Raw genomic sequence first — 17,249 nt, 5'->3', positions numbered from 1 at the left:
CCCCGAAACCCAGGAGCCGAACCCGTCGTGACCCGCCCCAGCATCTTCGGCGCGCAGCGCTTCCGCGACGACGACGGCTCCGCCGACCCCGAACTCGCCTCCCGGCTCGCCGCCTACTCCCAGGGCGAGGCCGGCGACCGCCAGGTGCTCGCCGCCCTCGGCCCCTCGCGCCTGCTGGTGCCGGTGGTGGCCGTCGCCGCCGAGGTCGAGCGCGACTCCGCCGGGCGCACCCGCGAGAAGACCAGCGACATCGCGCTGCCGCTGATGATCGGCAAGGACGGCCGCCGGGGCGTGCTCGCCTTCACCAGCGTGGCCGCCGCCCGCGCCTGGCGCGAGGACGCCCGCCCGGTGCCGGTCACCGCAGTCGAGGCGTGCCAGGCCGCGCTGGAGGAGGGCGCCGACGCCGTGGTGGTCGACGTCGCCGGACCCGTCACCTACGCCGTCCAGGGCCGGTTCCTCACCACCCTGGCCGAGCAGGGCACCGTGCCCGCTCCCACGGAGGACCCCCAGGTCCTCGCCGTCATCTACCGCGTCACCCACACCGAGTTCGGCATCGGCCGGGTGCGCGTCCACGACTCCGAGCGCGCCGACATCGGCATCCGCCTGGAACTGGACCGGCGCGACGACGAGTCCCTGCGCCGCGTGGCCGAGCGCCTGTCCACCCAGCTCGCGCCGATGCTGCCCGGCGGCGTCGAGTTGAGCGCCGTGGTCCGCGCCAGCCGCGGCGACTGAGCCCGCCCCGGCCCGCCCCTCCGCCCGCCCCCGCACCGCACCGGACCCCGCCTGTGGACGCCGCCGCACCGCCCACCGGCGCGGTCGGCTAGGTTCCGGCCATGCCCGCCTTCCTCACCGGCCTCCCCGCCCTGGCCGCCGCCCCCGCCGCGCCGTGGGCCCAGACCGGCCCCGCCGACCTGCTGCTGGCCGCCGCCCTGGCGGCCCTGGGCGCGCTGGCGGGCGCCGCCGCCGCGCGCGCGGTGCCGCTGTTCGCCCGGCACGACCCCGGCCCCGACGACGACACGCCCCCGCCGCCGCCCACCTGCCCCCACTGCCTGCGGACCGTGCCGTTCCACCGGCTGCTGCCCGCGCCCCGGGCGGGCGCCGTGCCGCTGCGCGGGCGCTGCCCCTCCTGCGCCGCCCGCCTGGCGGCGCCGCCCGGCCTGAGCGCGGCCACCGCCGCGCTGTTCGCCGCGACGGGGCTGGGCCTGGGCGTCGAGGGCGCCGCCCGCGCGCCGCTGTGGCTGGCCGCGCTGCTGCTCCTGGCCGCCCTGAGCGTGCTGCTCAGCGCCGTGGACATCCGCGTGCACCGGCTGCCCAACGCGCTCGTCCTGACCGCCTACCCCCTGGCGGTGGCCCTGGTGGGCGGCGCGGCGCTGCTGGCGCCCCTCACCGACCCGGCGGCCGGGCCGGCGCCGGTGGACCTCGCCGGAGCGGTCGGACCTTTGGCCGGGATGGCCGGGCTAAGCGCCTTCTACTGGCTGCTGTGGTTCATCCACCCGGCCGGCATGGGCTGGGGCGACGTCAAGCTCGCCGGGCTGGTCGGCCTGTACCTGGGCGGCCTGGGCTTCGGCGCGGTGTTCTCCGCCACCTTCGCCGCGTTCCTGGGGTCGGCCGCCTACGGGCTGGTGATGGTCCTGCTCGGCCGTGCCACCCGCCGCACCCAGATCCCCTTCGGCCCGTTCATGCTCGGCGGGGCGCTGCTCGTCCTGCTCGTCGGCGACCCCTCCCGCCTGCTGCTGTGAGGCCGCGCGCGCCGCCTTCGCCGCGGCGCGCGCCGCGCGCGGGCGCCGCCCGCTCAGCAGCATCAGCACCGCCCCGCACACCAGCACCACGGCGGTCACCGCGCCCAGCCCGCCGCCGTCGGGGCCCACGGCCGCCCGGAACGCCGCCCCGATCCCGATGTGCACCAGCGCCCACAGCGCGCTGCCCGCCATCGCCCACCCGATGAACCGCCGGTAGGGCATGCCGACCGTGCCGGCCAGCACCGGGACGATCGCGTGCACCACCGCCACGAAGCGCGAGCCGATGATGGCCAGGCCGCCGCGCGGGCGGGCCAGCACCTCCTCGGCGTGCAGCCAGCGGTCCTCGCCGATCCAGCGGCCCATCCGGCTGCGGCGGAACCGGTCGCCGCCCACCCGCCCGATGGCATAGCCGGCGGTCTCGCCGACCAGCGCGCCGGCCAGGGTCGCCGCGCACATGAGCGCGAAGCCGCCCGCGTCGGTCACCGTGGCCCCGGCGAACAGCACGACGGGGTCGCCGGGGGCGAACAGCCCGATGAGCGCGGTCGTCTCCAGGGCCATGAACACCAGCACCGCCAGCGCGATCGCGGGTGCGGGCAGCCCGGTGAGCGCGTCGAGCACGCTCTGGGTGGAAGAGGCCATCACCGGATTGTGCCCCACCCCGCCTCGACCGCGCCGCCGCGGCGCCGTATCGGCCCTCCGCAGCGCGGCCGCCGTCCCGTCCCCAACCCCCGCGCGGCCGGTTCCCGCGCCCCGCACGCCCGGTCCCCGCGTCCCGCGCGTCCGGCTTTCGTGTCCCGCGCGTCAGGCTTCCGCCTCCCGCGCGCCCGCCCTCCGCGCCGCCCGACCTGATCCGGCCTGTGGACGCGATGTGCCGCCACCCCGCCGCCCGTGGGATGATCAGGGCATGATGCGCTGGCTGACCGCAGGGGAGTCCCACGGCCCGGCACTCGTCGCGATCCTGGAAGGCCTTCCGGCCGGTGTCGCCGTCACCTCCGACGACATCGCCGCCGCGCTGGTCCGCAGGCGCGCGGGGTACGGCCGGGGCGCCCGGATGAAGTTCGAGCAGGACAGGGTGACCCTGGTCGGGGGCATCCGCCACGGCCGCACCCTGGGCGGTCCCGTGGCCATCGAGGTCGCCAACTCCGAGTGGCCCAAGTGGGAGAAGGTCATGGCGGCCGACCCCGTGCCGCCCGAGGAACTGGCCGACGTCGCCCGCAACGCCCCCCTCACCCGCCCCCGCCCCGGCCACGCCGACCTCGTCGGCATGCAGAAGTACGCCTTCTCCGAGGCCCGGCCGGTGCTGGAGCGCGCCAGCGCCCGCGAGACCGCCGCCCGCGTGGCCATCGGCGAGGTCGCCCGCCTGTTCTGCCGCCAGGCCCTGGGCGTCGAGATCCTCAGCCACGTGGTGTCCATGGGCGAGATCAGCGTGCCCGACACCGTCCTGCCCGGCCCCGGCGACCTCCCCGCCGTCGACGCCGACCCCGTCCGCTGCTTCGACCCCGAGACCAGCGCCCGCATGGTCGCCGAGGTCGACGACACCAAGAAGGCCGGCGACACCCTCGGCGGCGTCGTCGAGGTGCTGGCCTACGGCCTGCCGCCCGGCCTGGGCAGCCACGTCCACTGGGACCGCCGGCTCGACTCCCGCCTGGCCGGCGCCCTCATGGGCATCCAGGCCATCAAGGGCGTCGAGGTCGGCGACGGCTTCCGCACCGCCGCCCGCCGCGGCTCGGCCGCCCACGACGAGATCGAACCCGGCACCGACCGCGTGCGCCGGCGCAGCAACCGCGCCGGCGGCGTCGAGGGCGGCATGACCACCGGCGAGCCCCTGCGGGTGCGCGCGGCCATGAAGCCCATCGCCACCGTGCCGCGCGCCCTGGACACCGTCGACGTCACCACCGGCGAACCCGCCCAGGCCCACCACCAGCGCAGCGACGTCACCGCCGTGCCGGCGGCGGGTGTGGTCGCCGAGGCCATGGTCGCCCTCGTCCTGGCCGAGGCCGTGGTCGAGAAGTTCGGCGGCGACTCCCTCGCCGAGACCGCCCGCAACGCCCGCGCCTACCTCGATACGCTGGAGATCCGCTAGCCGCGCCGCCGGTGCCGCACGGCCCGCCCAGGCCGCCCGGCGGCACCGCGCGGCCCCACCCGGCGGCCGCGACCCGCGGCCGCACCCGCATCGACATGACGGAGACACCGATGAGCACCCCGGTCGCGGTCCTGATCGGCTCGCCCGGTGCCGGCAAGACCACCGTCGGCCGCGCCCTGGCCGACCGGATCGGCGTCGAGTTGCTCGACACCGACCTGGAGATCGAGGCGCGCGCCGGCAAGCCCGTGGCCGACATCTTCATCGAGGACGGCGAACCCGCCTTCCGCGAACTGGAGCGCGCGGTCGTCGCCGAGGCCCTGTCCGGCTGGCCCGGCGTGGTCTCGGTGGGCGGCGGCGCCGTGCTCGACCCCGGCACCGCCGCCGCGCTGGCCGACCACCACGTGGTCTACCTCCAGGTGGAGTTCGCCGACGCCGCCAAGCGCGTCGGCCTCGACACCCCCCGCCCGCTGCTGGCCGGCAACCCCCGCGCCAAGCTCAAGCGCCTGCTGGAGGAGCGCCTGCCCGTCTACGAGGGACTGGCCAGCGTCACCGTGCCCACCAGCGGCTACCACCCCGAGGAGATCGTGGACGTGATCGTCGCCGGCCTTCCCGAGCGCCGCGAGCGCGCGCTGTGACCGCCACCCGCATCGGCGTGGGCGGCACCTCGGCCCCCTACGACGTCGTCGTGGGCACCGGGGTCTTCGCCGAACTCCCCGAACTCGTCGGCCCGCGCGCCGAGCAGGTCGCCGTGATCCACCCCGAGCACCTGGGCGAACTCGCCCGCCCGGCGCTGGGCGCGCTCAAGGCCGCCGGCTACACCGCCCACTCCCTGCCCGTGCCCGACGGCGAGGCCGCCAAGACCGCCGAGGTCGCCGCGTCGCTGTGGGCGCGCCTGGGCCAGGCCGGGTTCACCCGCACCGACGCCGTGGTGGGCGTGGGCGGCGGCGCGGTCACCGACCTCGCCGGGTTCGTCGCCGCCACCTGGCTGCGCGGCGTGCGCGCCGTCCTGGTGCCCACCACCCTGCTGGGCATGGTCGACGCCGCCGTGGGCGGCAAGACCGGCATCAACACCGCCGAGGGCAAGAACCTGGTCGGCGCCTTCCACCCGCCCGCGGGCGTGCTGTGCGACCTCGCCACCCTGCCGAGCCTGCCCACCGCCGACTACATCGGCGGCCTGGCCGAGATCATCAAGGCCGGGTTCATCGCCGACCCAGCCATCCTCGACCTGGTCGAGGCCGACCCCGAGGGCGCCACCCGCCCCGAGGGCGCCCACACCCGCGAGCTGATCGAGCGCGCCATCGCCGTCAAGGCCGAGGTCGTCTCCTCCGACCTGCGCGAGAGCGGGCGCCGCGAGATCCTCAACTACGGCCACACCCTGGGCCACGCCATCGAGCGCGCCGAGAACTACACCTTCCGGCACGGCTACGCGGTGGCCATCGGCATGGTCTTCGCCGCCGAACTCGCCCGCCTCGACGGCCGCATCGACACCGCGCTCGTGGCGCGCCACCGCGACATCCTCACCTCGGTCGGGCTGCCCACCGGCTACGCCGCCGAAGCCTGGCCCGGCCTGCACGAGGCCATGCGCGTGGACAAGAAGGCCCGCGGCGCCACCCTGCGGTTCATCGTGCTCGACTCCCTGGCCGCGCCGGCCGTCCTCACCGGCCCCTCCGCCGACCTGCTCGGCGCCGCCTACGCCGCCGTCAGCACGTGAGCGGCCGCGCGGCGCGGGACCGGCCGGGCGGGTACGTGAGCGCCCCAGCGGTGCATGCGTGCCCGAGCGGCACGTGAACGACCGTGCGGCGGCTGGGCACCCGCCCGGCACCTGAACGCCCGCACCGGCCAGACCCACTAGACTGCGGATACGACGGCGGTGCCGCACCCACCCGGCGGCCCGCGGCACACCAGCGGCCCACCCGCCGCGCCGCGACCGTCACCGACCGAGCCGGAACCTCTGGGAGAGACGACCGAAGTGGCCACGACGAACGACCTCAAAAACGGCACGACCCTGAAGCTCGACGGCGGTGAACTCTGGAGCGTCGTTGAGTTCCAGCACGTCAAGCCCGGCAAGGGCGGCGCGTTCGTCCGCACCAAGCTGAAGAACGTCACCTCGGGCAAGGTCGTCGACAAGACCTTCAACGCCGGCGCCAAGGTCGAGTTCGCCAACGTCGACCGCCGCGAGATGCAGTACCTCTACTCCGACGGCGACTCCTACATCTTCATGGACACCCAGACCTACGACCAGCTCTCGGTGCCCAGCCAGGTCGTCGGCAAGAACGCCGACTACCTCCTGGAGTCGGCCATGGTCACCGTGGCCGTCAACGACGGCAACCCGCTCTACATCGAGCTGCCCGCCGCCGTCGAGGTCGAGATCTCCCAGACCGACCCCGGCGTGCAGGGCGACCGCTCCACCGGCGGCACCAAGCCCGCCACCATCGAGACCGGCGCCACCATCCAGGTCCCGCTGTTCATCACCACCGGCGAGCGCGTCAAGGTCGACACCCGCACCGGCGACTACCTCGGCCGCGTCAACTGATGGCGAACACCGCGCTTCAGCAGTCCCGGCGGGTCCGCGCCCGGCGGAGGTCCCGGTGAGCGGCGGCGCGCGGCGCAAGGCGCGCAGACGCGCCGTCGAGGTCCTGTACGAGTCCGAACTCCGCGGTGTGACCGTCGAGCGGGTGATCGAACGCCGGCGCGCCCAGCCCGAGCCGCCCATCAACGAGTTCACCGAGCACCTCGCGTTCGCCGTCGACGAGCGCCGCGACCGCATCGACGAACTGCTCGACCGCTTCGCCATCGGGTGGACCCTGGAGCGGATGCCGGTCGTGGACCGCAACATCCTGCGGATGGGCGCCTACGAGCTGCTGTGGGCCGACGACATCCCCGACGGCGTGGCGATCTCCGAGGCCGTCGCGGTCGCCAAGGAGCTGTCCACCGACGAGTCGCCGTCCTTCATCAACGGCCTGCTGTCGCGGCTGATGGAGAACAAGGCCGAGCTGGCGCTGTAGGGCCAGGCCCCGCCCGACGGGCGCCGTCCGCGCGCCCGCGCCGGGCGGTCCCGGCACCGGGCCGACCACGAAGGGAACCGGTGTGAGCGACACCTCCGACCCCGCCACCCCGCCGCGCCCCGCGTCCGGCGGCACGGGCGCCCCGCACCGCGCGGCCACCGCCGCGCGCACCGAGGTCGTGTGGGACGTCCTGCGCGGCGCGCTGGCGGAGCTGGCGCCGGCCGGCGGGCAGGGCGCCGACGGCGTCGACACCGCACTGGACATCGTGGACGCCGGCGGGGGCACCGGTGGCGCCGCCGTGCCGCTGGCCGCACTCGGCCACCGCGTCACCGTGGTGGACCCCAGCCCCGACTCCCTGGCCGCGCTGGAGCGGCGCGCCGCCGAGGCCGGGGTGCGGGTGCGCGCCCTCCAGGGCGAGACCGGCGACCTCGCCGGCCTGCTGCCGCCCGAGCACGCCCACCTGGTGCTGGTGCACAACGTGCTGGAGTACGTCGAGGACCCCGCCGTGGCCCTCGCCGAGGTCGCCGCGCTCACCCGCCCCGGCGGCGCGGTGAGCGTGCTGGCCACCAACGCCGTGGCCGGCGTGCTGCACCGCGCCCTGAGCGGCCACCTCGCCGAGGCCCGCCGCCTGCTGGGCGACCCCGAGGGCCGGTGGGGCGCCAACGACCCCATGCCGCGCCGCTTCACCGCCGACCAGCTCGTGGCGCTGGCCGAGGGCGCCGGGCTCACCGACACCGCCATCCGGGGCGTCCGGGTGTTCGCCGACCTGCTGCCCGGCCGCGTCATCGACGGCGACGCCCAGATCGGCGCCGACCTGGTGGAGCTGGAGCGCGCCGCCGCCGAGCACCCCGCCCTGTCAGGCATCGCCACCCAGATCCACCTGCTGGCCCGCCGCCCCGCCTGAGCCGCCCCGCTCTGCTTGACGGGCAGCCGGAAGCACGCGGTGAAGGCGCGGTGAAACACCGCGCCGGGCCGGGGCGCCCGTTCATCGGTGCGCGCGGCGGATGGCTGAGGTGGCGTCGAGGCACCGAGGTCGGGTGGGGTTCCGCCGCCGCCGTCGCCGTCCCGTCGCCTGCCTCAGCCGTTCGCCCTGGGAACCGTTGACCGCTCACCCCGACCCGGCCCCAGCGCCCGCCCTCACCCCGATCCATCGGTACGCCCGCGCGGGTCGGCCCGGTCGGTCCGATTGGCGCAGGTGGGGGCGGGGGCGGCAGACTGGGGGCATGAGCCGACGCCAGCTTGAGCGCGGTGCGGCGCTGCGCGGGATGATCGGGCCCCGGGGGGTCGAGCCGCTGCCCGGCCCCGACTCCGACGCCGACCGCGACTGCGCCGTGCTGCACATCGACATGGACGCGTTCTTCGCCGGCGTCGAGCGCCTGGAGCACCCCGAAACCCGAGGCAAGCCCATCATCGTCGGCGGCACCGGCCCGCGCGGGGTGGTCTCCTCGGCCGACTACATCGCCCGCTCCTACGGCGTGCACTCGGCCATGCCCATGGTGCGGGCGCTGCGGCTGTGCCCCGACGCCGTGGTCTTCCCGCCCGACGGCCCCGCCTACCGCAGGGTCTCCGAGGCCGTCATGGACATCCTGCGCTCGGTCACCCCCGAGGTGGAGCCGGTGTCGCTGGACGAGGCGTTCCTCGACGTCTCCGGCGCGCGGCGGCGGCTGGGCAGCCCCGTGCGCATCGCCGAGCTGATCCGCCGCCGGGTGCGCGAGGAGCAGCGGCTGACCTGCTCGGTGGGCGTGGCCGCGACCAAGTTCGTCGCCAAGCTCGCCTCCACCCAGTGCAAGCCCGACGGCCTGCTGCTGGTGCCCACCGCCCAGGTGACCGCGTTCCTGCACCCGCTGCCGGTGGGCGCGCTGTGGGGGGTCGGCGACAAGACCGAGCAGGCGCTGACCCGGCTGGGCCTGCGCACGGTCGGCGACGTCGCCCGGATCTCGCCGCAGACCCTGCGCCACGAGTTCGGCGCCGCTCTGGGCGACCGCCTGGCCGCGCTCTCCCACGGCCGCGACGACCGCCCCGTGGTGCCCACCACACCCGACAAGAGCATCGGCGCCGAGGAGACCTTCCCCCGCGACGTCGACGACCCCGGCCTCATCCACCGCGAGCTGCTGCGCCTGTCGGAGAAGGTGGCGCGGCGCCTGCGCGCCTCGGGGCAGGCCGGCCGCACGGTCGTGGTGAAGCTGCGGCGGGCCGACTTCACCACCATCACCCGCTCGCGCACCCTGCCCGAGCCCACCGACGTCGCCCGCGAGATCAACGCCGCCGCGCGCGGGCTCTACGCCGCCGCCGGCCTGGAGCGGGTGCGGCTGCGGCTGGTGGGCGTGCGGGTGGAGGGGCTGCTGCCGGCCGCCGAGGCGCACCGCCAGCTCAGCATCGGCGAACCCGAGACGGGCTGGCGCGAGGCCGAGCGCGCCATGGACGCGGTCACCCGGCGGTTCGGCCCGGATGCCATCCGTCCGGCGGCTTTGGCCAAGCGTGCGGAGAATGACGTATAGTACGGCAACTTTCCGGACGCCCGGTCCGTTGTAGCCACGGGGTTCCGCGCCCGTCCCACCCCGCACGGGCGGCGCGCTCCCGCGCGGATCGCGGCCCCCGGCAGAGCAGGGGACAGGAGAAGGCGAGCGAGCGGTGTTGCGGTCAGACGGTGAGGGTAATGTGGCCCATGTGGGCCAGCTGCACTTGCATCTTTTCTTTTCAGTAGGCGCTAAGGCACCTTATTCTGGGCATATCACTGGGCATCAGATTGTTGTTCAGTACCCGTCACCCCACTCGGGGACTGTCATTGGGAGGCGCCGTGCCGCTCTCTGAACACGAGCAGCGAATGCTCGACCAGATCGAGCAGGCGCTGTATGCCGAGGATCCGAAGTTCGCCAACACCGTGCGCCAGACGAACCCGGCCGTCCACTACAAGCGCTGGATCGTCAAGGCGTCCATCGGGTTCGTCATCGGGATCTCACTCCTCATGGGCGGCGCGATCTTCCAGCAGGTCGTGGTCGGTGTCATCGGCTTCATCGTCATGCTGGCCTGCCTGCTGTGGGGGCTGTCGGCGTGGCGGCGGGTCGCCGGCGGCAGCGGCGGCGAGCCCGCGCCCGCCCAGCAGGCCGCGCGGCCCAAGCAGCGCCGGCAGCAGCGCCCCGGAATGATGCACCGCTTCGAGGAGCGGTGGCGCCGTCGCCAGGAGGGCGAGAACAGCTAACACCCTGCCCGGCCCTGCGGCCGGGCGGCCCGCCTCCCTCGGGGCGCGGCCCGACGGCACACACACGAGAACGCGCCCACCGGATCCCTCCCGATGGGCGCGTTCTCGTGTGCGCGGGCGGGTGCTACCCCGCCGCCGGGTCGGGGCGGTAGGCCCGCCGCGCGGCGGCCGGCGCGCGCAGCAGCGACCTCGGCAGCAGCACCGCCCGCAGCGCCGCCCCGCGCCCCCGGGCCGCCCGCAGGGCCGCGCGCACCCGGCGGCCGTCCTCGGGCGCCGCCGCCTCGCCCGGCCGGGGCGCGTAGCGGGCGCTCTCCTCGGCCATCGCCAGCCGCCACAGCGCCGTCCGCGCGTCCTCGGCCAGCCCCAGCTCCTCGGGCAGCCGCGTGGCCACCGCGCGCGGCGACTCCGCCGGGTTCCAGGCCAGCCCCAGGTCGCGGCAGTCGTCCCGCAGTTCCCGCCAGGCCGCGTGCGCCCGCTCTGCCGCCGAGCCCGCGCGCAGCCACCGCCCGCGCCGCACCAGCACCCGGGCCAGCGCCGGCAGCGCCACCGCCAGCGCCACGGCGGCCGCCACCGCGGCGGCGCCCGCCAGCAGCCCCCGCCAGGGCACGCCGCCGGCGCCGCCGGCCGCGCCGCCCGCCTCCTCCGCGGCGCTGGGCTCGGCGCTCTCCGGGTCGGCGCTGGGCTCCTGGGGCGCCTCGGCGCCGCCGGAGGGCCGCGTCCCGTCCTCCTGGGGCGAGGGCTGCGCACCCGCCGGGCGTTCCGCAGGCGCCTGGACGGGCGACTGCGCGTAGTCGGGCACGGTGGCGGTGCCCTGGCCGCCCTCGGCGGCGGGGGTCGGCTCGAACCGCAGCCAGCCCACCCCCTCGAAGTACAGCTCCGGCCAGGCGTGGGCGTCGGACTCGGTGACCTCCCAAGTGCCGTCGGGCAGCCGGCTGCCGGAGGTGAACCCGGTGGCCACCCGCGCGGGCACCCCCGCCTGGCGGGCCAGCAGCGCCATGGCCGCCGCGAACTGCTCGCAGTAGCCCACCCGGTCCTCGAACAGGAAGAAGGCCAGCGGGTCGGTGCCCTCGGGCACCGGCGGCGGGGTCAGGTCGTAGGTGAACCTCCCCTCGGTCGCGAACCAGTCCTGGAGCGCCAGGGCGCGCTCGTAGGCGGTGTCGGCGCCGGCGGTGATCTCCTCGGCCAGCTCCCGCGTGCGCTCGTCCACGCCGTCGGGCACGGCCAGGTAGCGCTGGTCCAGGTCGGAGCCGGGCGGCAGGTCGGCCACGAGCAGGTCGGCGTCGGCGCGCGGCGCCAAGCTGGTGACCGCATAGGAGGTGCCCGAGGCCGGGGAGCCGGTGGTGAACAGCATCAGCGAGTCGGCGTCGGCGAACCACCGGCCGGAGACGTCGACCTCGTGCGGCGGGTAGGGCGCCGGCAGGAAGTCGGCGGCGAACTCGTCGGCCAGTTCGACCTCGGTGACCACGCGCTCGCTGCCGATGTCGGTCTGCCCCGGCGGGGAGGGCAGCAGTTCGCCGCCCAGGCCGCCGTCGCCCTCGGCGCGCAGCCGCGACATCGTCCAGTTCTGCCCGTCGAACACGTCCAGCGAGTACATCCGCAGGTAGCCGGGGTCGGCCGTGTCGGCGGTGTAGGTGAGCACCGGCCGGTCGGAGGGGGAGTTCAGGTTGCGGCGCAGCGTCACCAGGGGGTGGGTGGTGGTGATGGTGTCGCCGCCCAGCCGGCTGCCGTCGGCCAGCGCGTAGAGCGCGTTGGAGGACAGCCCGGGGATCGCCAGCGGCACCAGCAGCGCCAGCACCACGGCGACCGCCGCCACCCCCGCTGTGGTGAGCACCCGCTGGAACCCGCCCAGCACCGGGGCGGCGGAGTCGGCGCCCGGGGCCACCGGCGCGCCCCACCCGGCGGCGCGCACCCCGCCGTCCACCGCCAGCACCACGACGTAGCCCACCGCCGCCGCGGCGAACGCGAACGCGTCCAGCCCCTGGTCGTCCACCAGCAGCGGCACCACCAGCAGCCCGGCCACCGGCAGCGCCATCAGCGCCGCCGTGCGCGCCGTGACGGTGAGGAAGTCGCCGACGACCGCCAGCGCGCCCAGGGCGGCCGCCACGATCAGCGCCAGCGCCGGGGTGGCCGGGATGGGGGTCGTCTCCTGGCCGATCTGGCCGCGCCCCTCCGCGAAGACCCGCAGCAGCTCGCCGAGCGCGGCGGGCGTGGGCACGAACCCCAGCGGCGCGGCGTGGGCGGCGAACGCGCCCGTCAGCACGCACACCAGCACCAGGGCCTGGACCAGCGGGATCACCACGACGGTCAGCCGGGCGGCGCGCAGGCCGAGCCCGGTCAGCGCGACCGCCACCACGGCGACGACGGCGGGACCCCACCAGGCACCCCCGGCGATCACCGATCCCAGGGCCGGCATCGCCAGCAGCAGCGCCGCCGCCGAGGCCAGGGTGAGCGCGGCCTTTGCGATCATCGGGTGTCGGCCCGCTCGCCGCGCCCGCGCGGGGCGGCGGGGGTGCGGGCCTGCCTCCTTACCGGGGTAGCGGACGACGGGCGGCCACGGGGGCCGCGGCGGGGGAGTGGTGGCCGGCGGCCGCGGCGGGCAGCCCGGCCCGCCCGGGGCGTGCGGTGCTCACCGGTGCGCCTCGGGGTGCGCGCGGCCGGCGCCCAGGTGCTGCCAGGCCGCCGGCAGGTCGTCGGGCGTGCCGATCTCCAGCACCGACCAGCCGGCCCCGCGCAGCGCGGCGGCGCCGGCGGCGGCGGGCGCGGCGGCCGGCCAGGCGGCGCCCCGGCACAGCACGGCCACGCAGGCGTGGTCGCGGGCGCCGCTCAGCGCGCTCAGCGCGGCCACGTCGGCGGCCGACAGCGCGCCCAGCACCGCCACGAGCAGGCCCCGGCCGCTGACGGCGGCGGCGCGCGCCGACACCGCCGCGCCGGCCAGCCCGGCGACGTCGGAGGAGCGGGCCAGCGCCAGCGCGTCCAGCAGGGCGTCGCGGCGCGAGGCGGCGACCTCGCCGCTCTCGGTGTGCAGCCGGGTCTCGTGCCCCCGGCCGATGAGGTGCAGCGCCACCGAGGCGGCGGCGCTCACCGCGACCTCCTGGGAGGACTCCGGGCCCGCGCCGGCGTGCGCGGCGGCGCGCATGTCCACCAGCACGGCGCTGCGGTCGCTGACGCGGTGCTCCTCGCGGCGCACCATCAGCTCGCCGTGGCGGGCGGTGCTGCGCCAGTGCACGCGCCGCAGGTCGTCGCCGTGGCGGTAGGCGCGCGGCACCGGGTCGTCGTCGGTGCCGCCCGAGAGCGTGCGCACCGTGCTGTCGCCGCCCTCGGCGGCGGCGCCGGGCAGCGGCCCGGTCGGCAGCGCCACCACCTGCGGGGTGACCAGCAGGGTCATGGGCGCGCCCACCCGCCGGCTCACCCGCAGGCAGTCCAGCGGGTCGGCGAAGGAGGCGGTCAGCGGGCCGATGGGGTAGGCGCCGCGCATCCGGGGGCGCACCCGGTAGGTGACGTCGCGCACCGCGCGCGGCCCCAGGAAGCCCACGTTGAACGTGGGGGCGATGCCGAGGTCGTCGGGGAGTTCGTCGGCCACGCGCAGGCCGGCGACCGGCAGTGCGGTGGCGGCGTTGGCCACCCGCACCAGCACCCGGGCGTCGCTGCCGGCGGCGGCGCGGGCGGGCTCCAGCGCGCGGCTGTGGACGACGCGGCCGGGCGCGCCCAGCAGGGTGGCGGCGGCCAGCAGCGGCAGCGCGACGACGAGCACGCCCAGGGCCACCAGGTCGCGCTCGCCGATGATCACCCCGCTGGCCGCCAGGCTGGCGCCGCCGCTGAGCAGTCCCCAGCCCCGGACGGTGAAGGCCGGCAGCAGACTCATGGCGGTGCCCCCCGTTCTCAGCGGGGGCTGGGGATCGGCAGCCGCGCGACGATCTCGGAGACGACCTGCTCCGGGGTGCGGCGCTCCATGCGGGCCTCGGGGCTGGGCAGCAGCCGGTGCGCCAGCACCGGCACGGCCAGCGTCTGGAGGTCGTCGGGCACCACGTAGGCGCGGCCCTCCAGGGCGGCGTAGGCGCGGGCGGCGCGGACCAGGTGCAGGGTGGCGCGCGGCGAGGCGCCCAGCCGCAGCGCGGGGGAGGTGCGGGTGGCGCCCACCAGGTCCACGGCGTAGCGCCGCACCCCGGGCGCCACGTGCACGGTGTGCACGTGCTCGACCATGGCGCGCACGTCGGCGGCGGTGGCCACCGGCGCCAGGTCGGCCAGCGGCGAGCGGGCGCTGTGGGTGTCGATCATGTCGAGTTCGGCCTGGGCGGTGGGGTAGCCCACCGAGATGCGCGCCATGAAGCGGTCGCGCTGGGCCTCGGGCAGCGGGTAGGTGCCCTCCATGTCGGCGGGGTTCTGCGTGGCCACCACCATGAAGGGGCGCTCCAGCGGCCGGGTCTGGCCGTCGACGCTGACCTGCATCTCCTCCATGCACTCCAGCAGCGCCGACTGGGTCTTGGGGGAGGCGCGGTTGATCTCGTCGCCCAGCACGATGTTGGCGAACACCGGGCCGGGGTTGAACTCGAACTCCCGGCGGTCCTGGTGGTAGACGCTGACCCCGGTGATGTCGGCGGGCAGCAGGTCGGGCGTGAACTGGATCCGCTGCACCGAGCAGTCGACCGCCCGGCCCAGCGACTTGGCCAGCATGGTCTTTCCCACACCCGGGATGTCCTCGATGAGCAGGTGGCCCTCGGCCAGCAGGACGGTCAGGGCGATCCGCACGACCTCCGGCTTGCCCTCGATGACGGTCTCGACGGCCCGGCGGATCCGGTCCGCCACGGCGATGACCCCGCCGTCCTCGGGGAGGTCTTCTCCCTGCGTGCTGTGGCGCGTGCCCAGTGACACGTGTTTCCTCTCCCGGAGCCGGACCTGACGGATTCGAGGCTAGGGCCAAAGCAGGCGATTGCAAATCAAAACCGGGAAAGTGCGGCACGTGCCCGGCGGTGCGGCGGGCGGCGCCCCGGCGGCCCCTCCGGCGCCCGCACGCGCCCCGCGGACTTGACAGCGGCCGGCGGCCTGTGCTCCCGCGCGCGGCGCGGGCCGTCCCCGGCGGCCCCCCGCGCGCTCCACTCCACACCACCATCGTTGACCTGCGGTTTTCCGGCCGATACCGCCCCCGAGCAGCGATTCAAACTGTTGACCGTGGGGAAGAGTGGAGTAGAGTGGAGCAACGTGGAGCGGGAGACCGCGCCACTGGGGGCTGGGGAGGTGGGGCCGATGTTTCTCGGCACCCACGAGCCACGCCTCGACGAGAAGGGACGCCTGTTCCTTCCGGCGAAGTACCGCGACGAACTGTCGGGGGGGCTGGTGATCACGAAGGGACAGGAGCGCTGCCTCTACGTCTTTCCCATGGACGAGTTCCAGCGCATCACCGACGCCCTCCGCTCGGCACCGGTCACCGCCAAGGCGGTCCGCGACTACAGCCGCGTCTTCTTCGCGAGCGCGTCCGATGAGGTCCCCGACAAGCAGGGCCGCATCACCATTCCGCCGGGCCTGCGCAGGTACGCGGGCCTCGACCGGGACTGCGTCGTGATCGGGGCCAACACCCGGCTGGAGATCTGGGCCGCCGCGGCCTGGGCCGACTACGAAGCCCAACAGGAGCAGGCATTCGCGGATCTGTCGGAGGAGGTGTTGCCGGGGGTGCTGTGACTTCGCGCGACCGACGTGCCGGAACCGACACCCGCGCACACCGGTCCGCCGAGCCACCGCCGTCTAAGCCCTGTTCGGACGCCGGCCTTCAGACGCGGACCGCAGCCAGCTGACGCATCTTCCCCGGCGCCAGGTGGCCGCCGCGTCTGGAGGCCAGTCCGGACAGCACAGCGCGACGCCCCCGCCCCGCGCGGGCGGGGCGCGGGGCGGCAGCAGACACCGCACACGGCCGCGCACCGCGCGGAGCGCGGCGGCGCGAGGGGGTGCCGCCGCCGGCGGGCCGACCATCCGGCGGCCACGCCGCACCACGGCCGGACGCGTCCGGAGCCCACCCGGCCCGGCCGCGCCGGCACGCCGCCGACAGCAGGAAGCAGAGGGCAGCAGTGCTCATGGGGGACACCGAAAGCCAGGCCGGGGCGGCCCACATCCCGGTCATGCTCGACCGCGTGGTCGAACTGCTGTCCCCCGCGCTCTCCCGCCCCGGCGCCGTGTTCGTCGACGGCACCCTGGGCCTGGGCGGGCACACCGAGGCCCTGCTGGCCGCCCACCCCGGCCTGCACGCCATCGGCATCGACCGCGACACCACCGCCCTGGACCGCAGCCGGCGCCGGCTCGCGCCCTTCGCCGACCGGCTCGACCTCGTCCACGCCGAGTACGACGACATCCCCGGCGCCCTCGACCGCCTCGGCCGCACCGAGGCCGACGCCGTCCTGCTCGACCTCGGCGTGTCCTCCCCCCAGTTGGACGAGACCGAGCGCGGCTTCGCCTACTCCCACGACGCCCCGCTCGACATGCGCATGGACCGCTCCCAGCCGCGCACCGCCGCCGACGTCCTCAACACCTACTCCGCGGCCGACCTCACCCGCATCCTGCGCGACTACGGCGAGGAGCGCTTCGCCGGCCGCGTCGCCCAGGCGATCGTGCGCCGCCGCGCCCAGCGGCCGCTGTCCTCCACCCGCGAACTCGCCGACCTCGTGCGCGAGGCCATCCCCGCGGCCACCCGCCGCACCGGCGGCAACCCCGCCAAGCGCACCTTCCAGGCGCTGCGCATCGAGGTCAACGCCGAACTCGACATCCTGCGCCGCACCCTGCCCGCCGCCACCGGCCGGCTGGCCGTGGGCGGGCGCCTGGCCGTGCTGTCCTACCACTCCCTGGAGGACCGCATGACCAAGCGCCACCTGGCCGCGCTGAGCACCGACACCACGCCCCCCGGCCTGCCCGTGCCCCTGCCCGACGCCAGCCCCGAGTTCCGGCTGCTCACCCGGGGCGCCGAATCCCCCTCCGACGACGAGACCCAGCGCAACCCGCGCGCGGCCTCGGCCCGGCTGCGGGCCGCCGAGCGCATCCGCCGACCATGACCGCCGCCCGGACATCCGCACCGACCGGCGCACCGCACGAGCGGGGAGGACCCAGATGAGCACCGGCACCCACGAGCCCGGCACCCGCGGTGCCAGGGCAGCGGCCAAGGCCCCGCCGGCGCGCACGCCCGCGCGCACCCGGCCCGCCCCGGCCCGCAGGGCCCCCGCGGGCGGCGCCGCCGCGCGCCCGGC

15 protein-coding genes and 1 pseudogene are annotated in these 17,249 nt (G+C 76.3%); 12 read left to right on the top strand and 4 right to left on the bottom strand.

Annotated elements, in window-relative coordinates:
* Positions 1 to 27 precede the first annotated feature (27 nt).
* Entirely contained in the window at positions 28 to 732 is a 705-nt protein-coding gene (locus LG943_RS13670; protein WP_270072640.1) for an SseB family protein, read from the top strand.
* A gap of 101 nt (positions 733 to 833) precedes the next feature.
* On the top strand, positions 834 to 1,739 hold the full coding sequence (locus tag LG943_RS13665) for a prepilin peptidase (protein ID WP_270072639.1): 906 nt from the start codon (positions 834 to 836) through the stop codon (positions 1,737 to 1,739).
* A 156-nt stretch (positions 1,740 to 1,895) separates the two neighbouring features.
* On the opposite strand, the pseudogene LG943_RS13660 reads toward LG943_RS13665, so the two are convergent.
* A pseudogene (locus LG943_RS13660) lies at positions 1,896 to 2,297 on the bottom strand (DedA family protein); the annotation flags it as partial.
* A 346-nt stretch (positions 2,298 to 2,643) separates the two neighbouring features.
* Between LG943_RS13660 and aroC the strand changes: the two are divergent.
* The 8 genes from aroC (at position 2,644) to LG943_RS13620 (ending at position 10,026) form a co-directional block, all read left to right on the top strand.
* Positions 2,644 to 3,822, top strand: a complete 1,179-nt coding sequence (gene aroC, locus LG943_RS13655; RefSeq protein ID WP_270072638.1) for a chorismate synthase — start codon at positions 2,644 to 2,646, stop codon at positions 3,820 to 3,822.
* A gap of 110 nt (positions 3,823 to 3,932) precedes the next feature.
* Positions 3,933 to 4,457 (top strand): shikimate kinase, encoded by a 525-nt coding sequence (locus LG943_RS13650; protein ID WP_270072637.1) that lies wholly within the window; start codon positions 3,933 to 3,935, stop codon positions 4,455 to 4,457.
* Positions 4,454 to 5,533 (top strand): 3-dehydroquinate synthase, encoded by a 1,080-nt coding sequence (gene aroB / locus LG943_RS13645; protein ID WP_270072636.1) that lies wholly within the window; start codon positions 4,454 to 4,456, stop codon positions 5,531 to 5,533. The genes LG943_RS13650 and aroB overlap by 4 nt, the downstream gene beginning before the upstream one ends.
* Before the next feature lie 258 nt (positions 5,534 to 5,791).
* Positions 5,792 to 6,355, top strand: coding sequence for an elongation factor P (gene efp / locus LG943_RS13640; RefSeq protein WP_270072635.1), 564 nt, complete (start codon positions 5,792 to 5,794; stop codon positions 6,353 to 6,355).
* 55 nt (positions 6,356 to 6,410) lie between these two features.
* On the top strand, positions 6,411 to 6,827 hold the full coding sequence (gene nusB / locus LG943_RS13635) for a transcription antitermination factor NusB (RefSeq protein WP_270072634.1): 417 nt from the start codon (positions 6,411 to 6,413) through the stop codon (positions 6,825 to 6,827).
* A gap of 82 nt (positions 6,828 to 6,909) precedes the next feature.
* A complete protein-coding gene (locus tag LG943_RS13630; protein WP_270072633.1) occupies positions 6,910 to 7,731 on the top strand; it encodes a methyltransferase domain-containing protein in 822 nt (273 codons plus the stop codon).
* 319 nt (positions 7,732 to 8,050) lie between these two features.
* Positions 8,051 to 9,325 carry a DNA polymerase IV gene (locus LG943_RS13625; protein ID WP_408648590.1) on the top strand — a complete coding sequence of 425 codons (1,275 nt, stop codon included), beginning with the start codon at positions 8,051 to 8,053 and terminating at the stop codon, positions 9,323 to 9,325.
* A 299-nt stretch (positions 9,326 to 9,624) separates the two neighbouring features.
* Positions 9,625 to 10,026, top strand: a complete 402-nt coding sequence (locus tag LG943_RS13620) for a DUF3040 domain-containing protein (RefSeq protein WP_270072632.1) — start codon at positions 9,625 to 9,627, stop codon at positions 10,024 to 10,026.
* Positions 10,027 to 10,150: 124 nt separating this feature from the next.
* Here LG943_RS13620 and LG943_RS13615 read toward each other — a convergent pair whose 3' ends face one another.
* The 3 genes from LG943_RS13615 to LG943_RS13605 form a co-directional block, all read right to left on the bottom strand.
* Complete coding sequence (locus tag LG943_RS13615) at positions 10,151 to 12,493, bottom strand: transglutaminase family protein (RefSeq protein WP_270072631.1); 2,343 nt, start codon at positions 12,491 to 12,493, stop codon at positions 10,151 to 10,153.
* Positions 12,494 to 12,652: 159 nt separating this feature from the next.
* Positions 12,653 to 13,888: a DUF58 domain-containing protein gene (locus tag LG943_RS13610; protein WP_270072630.1), complete on the bottom strand. Its 1,236-nt coding sequence runs from the start codon at positions 13,886 to 13,888 to the stop codon at positions 12,653 to 12,655.
* Positions 13,889 to 13,905: 17 nt separating this feature from the next.
* Positions 13,906 to 14,895 (bottom strand): AAA family ATPase, encoded by a 990-nt coding sequence (locus tag LG943_RS13605; protein WP_270072629.1) that lies wholly within the window; start codon positions 14,893 to 14,895, stop codon positions 13,906 to 13,908.
* A 372-nt stretch (positions 14,896 to 15,267) separates the two neighbouring features.
* Here LG943_RS13605 and mraZ point away from each other — a divergent pair, with 372 nt between their 5' ends.
* Together mraZ and rsmH are read left to right on the top strand one after the other, a co-directional pair.
* Positions 15,268 to 15,699, top strand: a complete 432-nt coding sequence (gene mraZ / locus LG943_RS13600; protein ID WP_179766484.1) for a division/cell wall cluster transcriptional repressor MraZ — start codon at positions 15,268 to 15,270, stop codon at positions 15,697 to 15,699.
* A 389-nt stretch (positions 15,700 to 16,088) separates the two neighbouring features.
* Positions 16,089 to 17,057, top strand: a complete 969-nt coding sequence (gene rsmH / locus LG943_RS13595) for a 16S rRNA (cytosine(1402)-N(4))-methyltransferase RsmH (RefSeq protein WP_270072628.1) — start codon at positions 16,089 to 16,091, stop codon at positions 17,055 to 17,057.
* The last annotated feature ends 192 nt before the right edge of the window (positions 17,058 to 17,249 follow it).

This window comes from Streptomonospora mangrovi (assembly GCF_027604915.1).
Classification (GTDB): domain Bacteria; phylum Actinomycetota; class Actinomycetes; order Streptosporangiales; family Streptosporangiaceae; genus Streptomonospora; species Streptomonospora mangrovi.
Note: the sequence above shows the minus strand (reverse complement) of the source record. Positions and strands in the feature narration are given on the sequence as shown.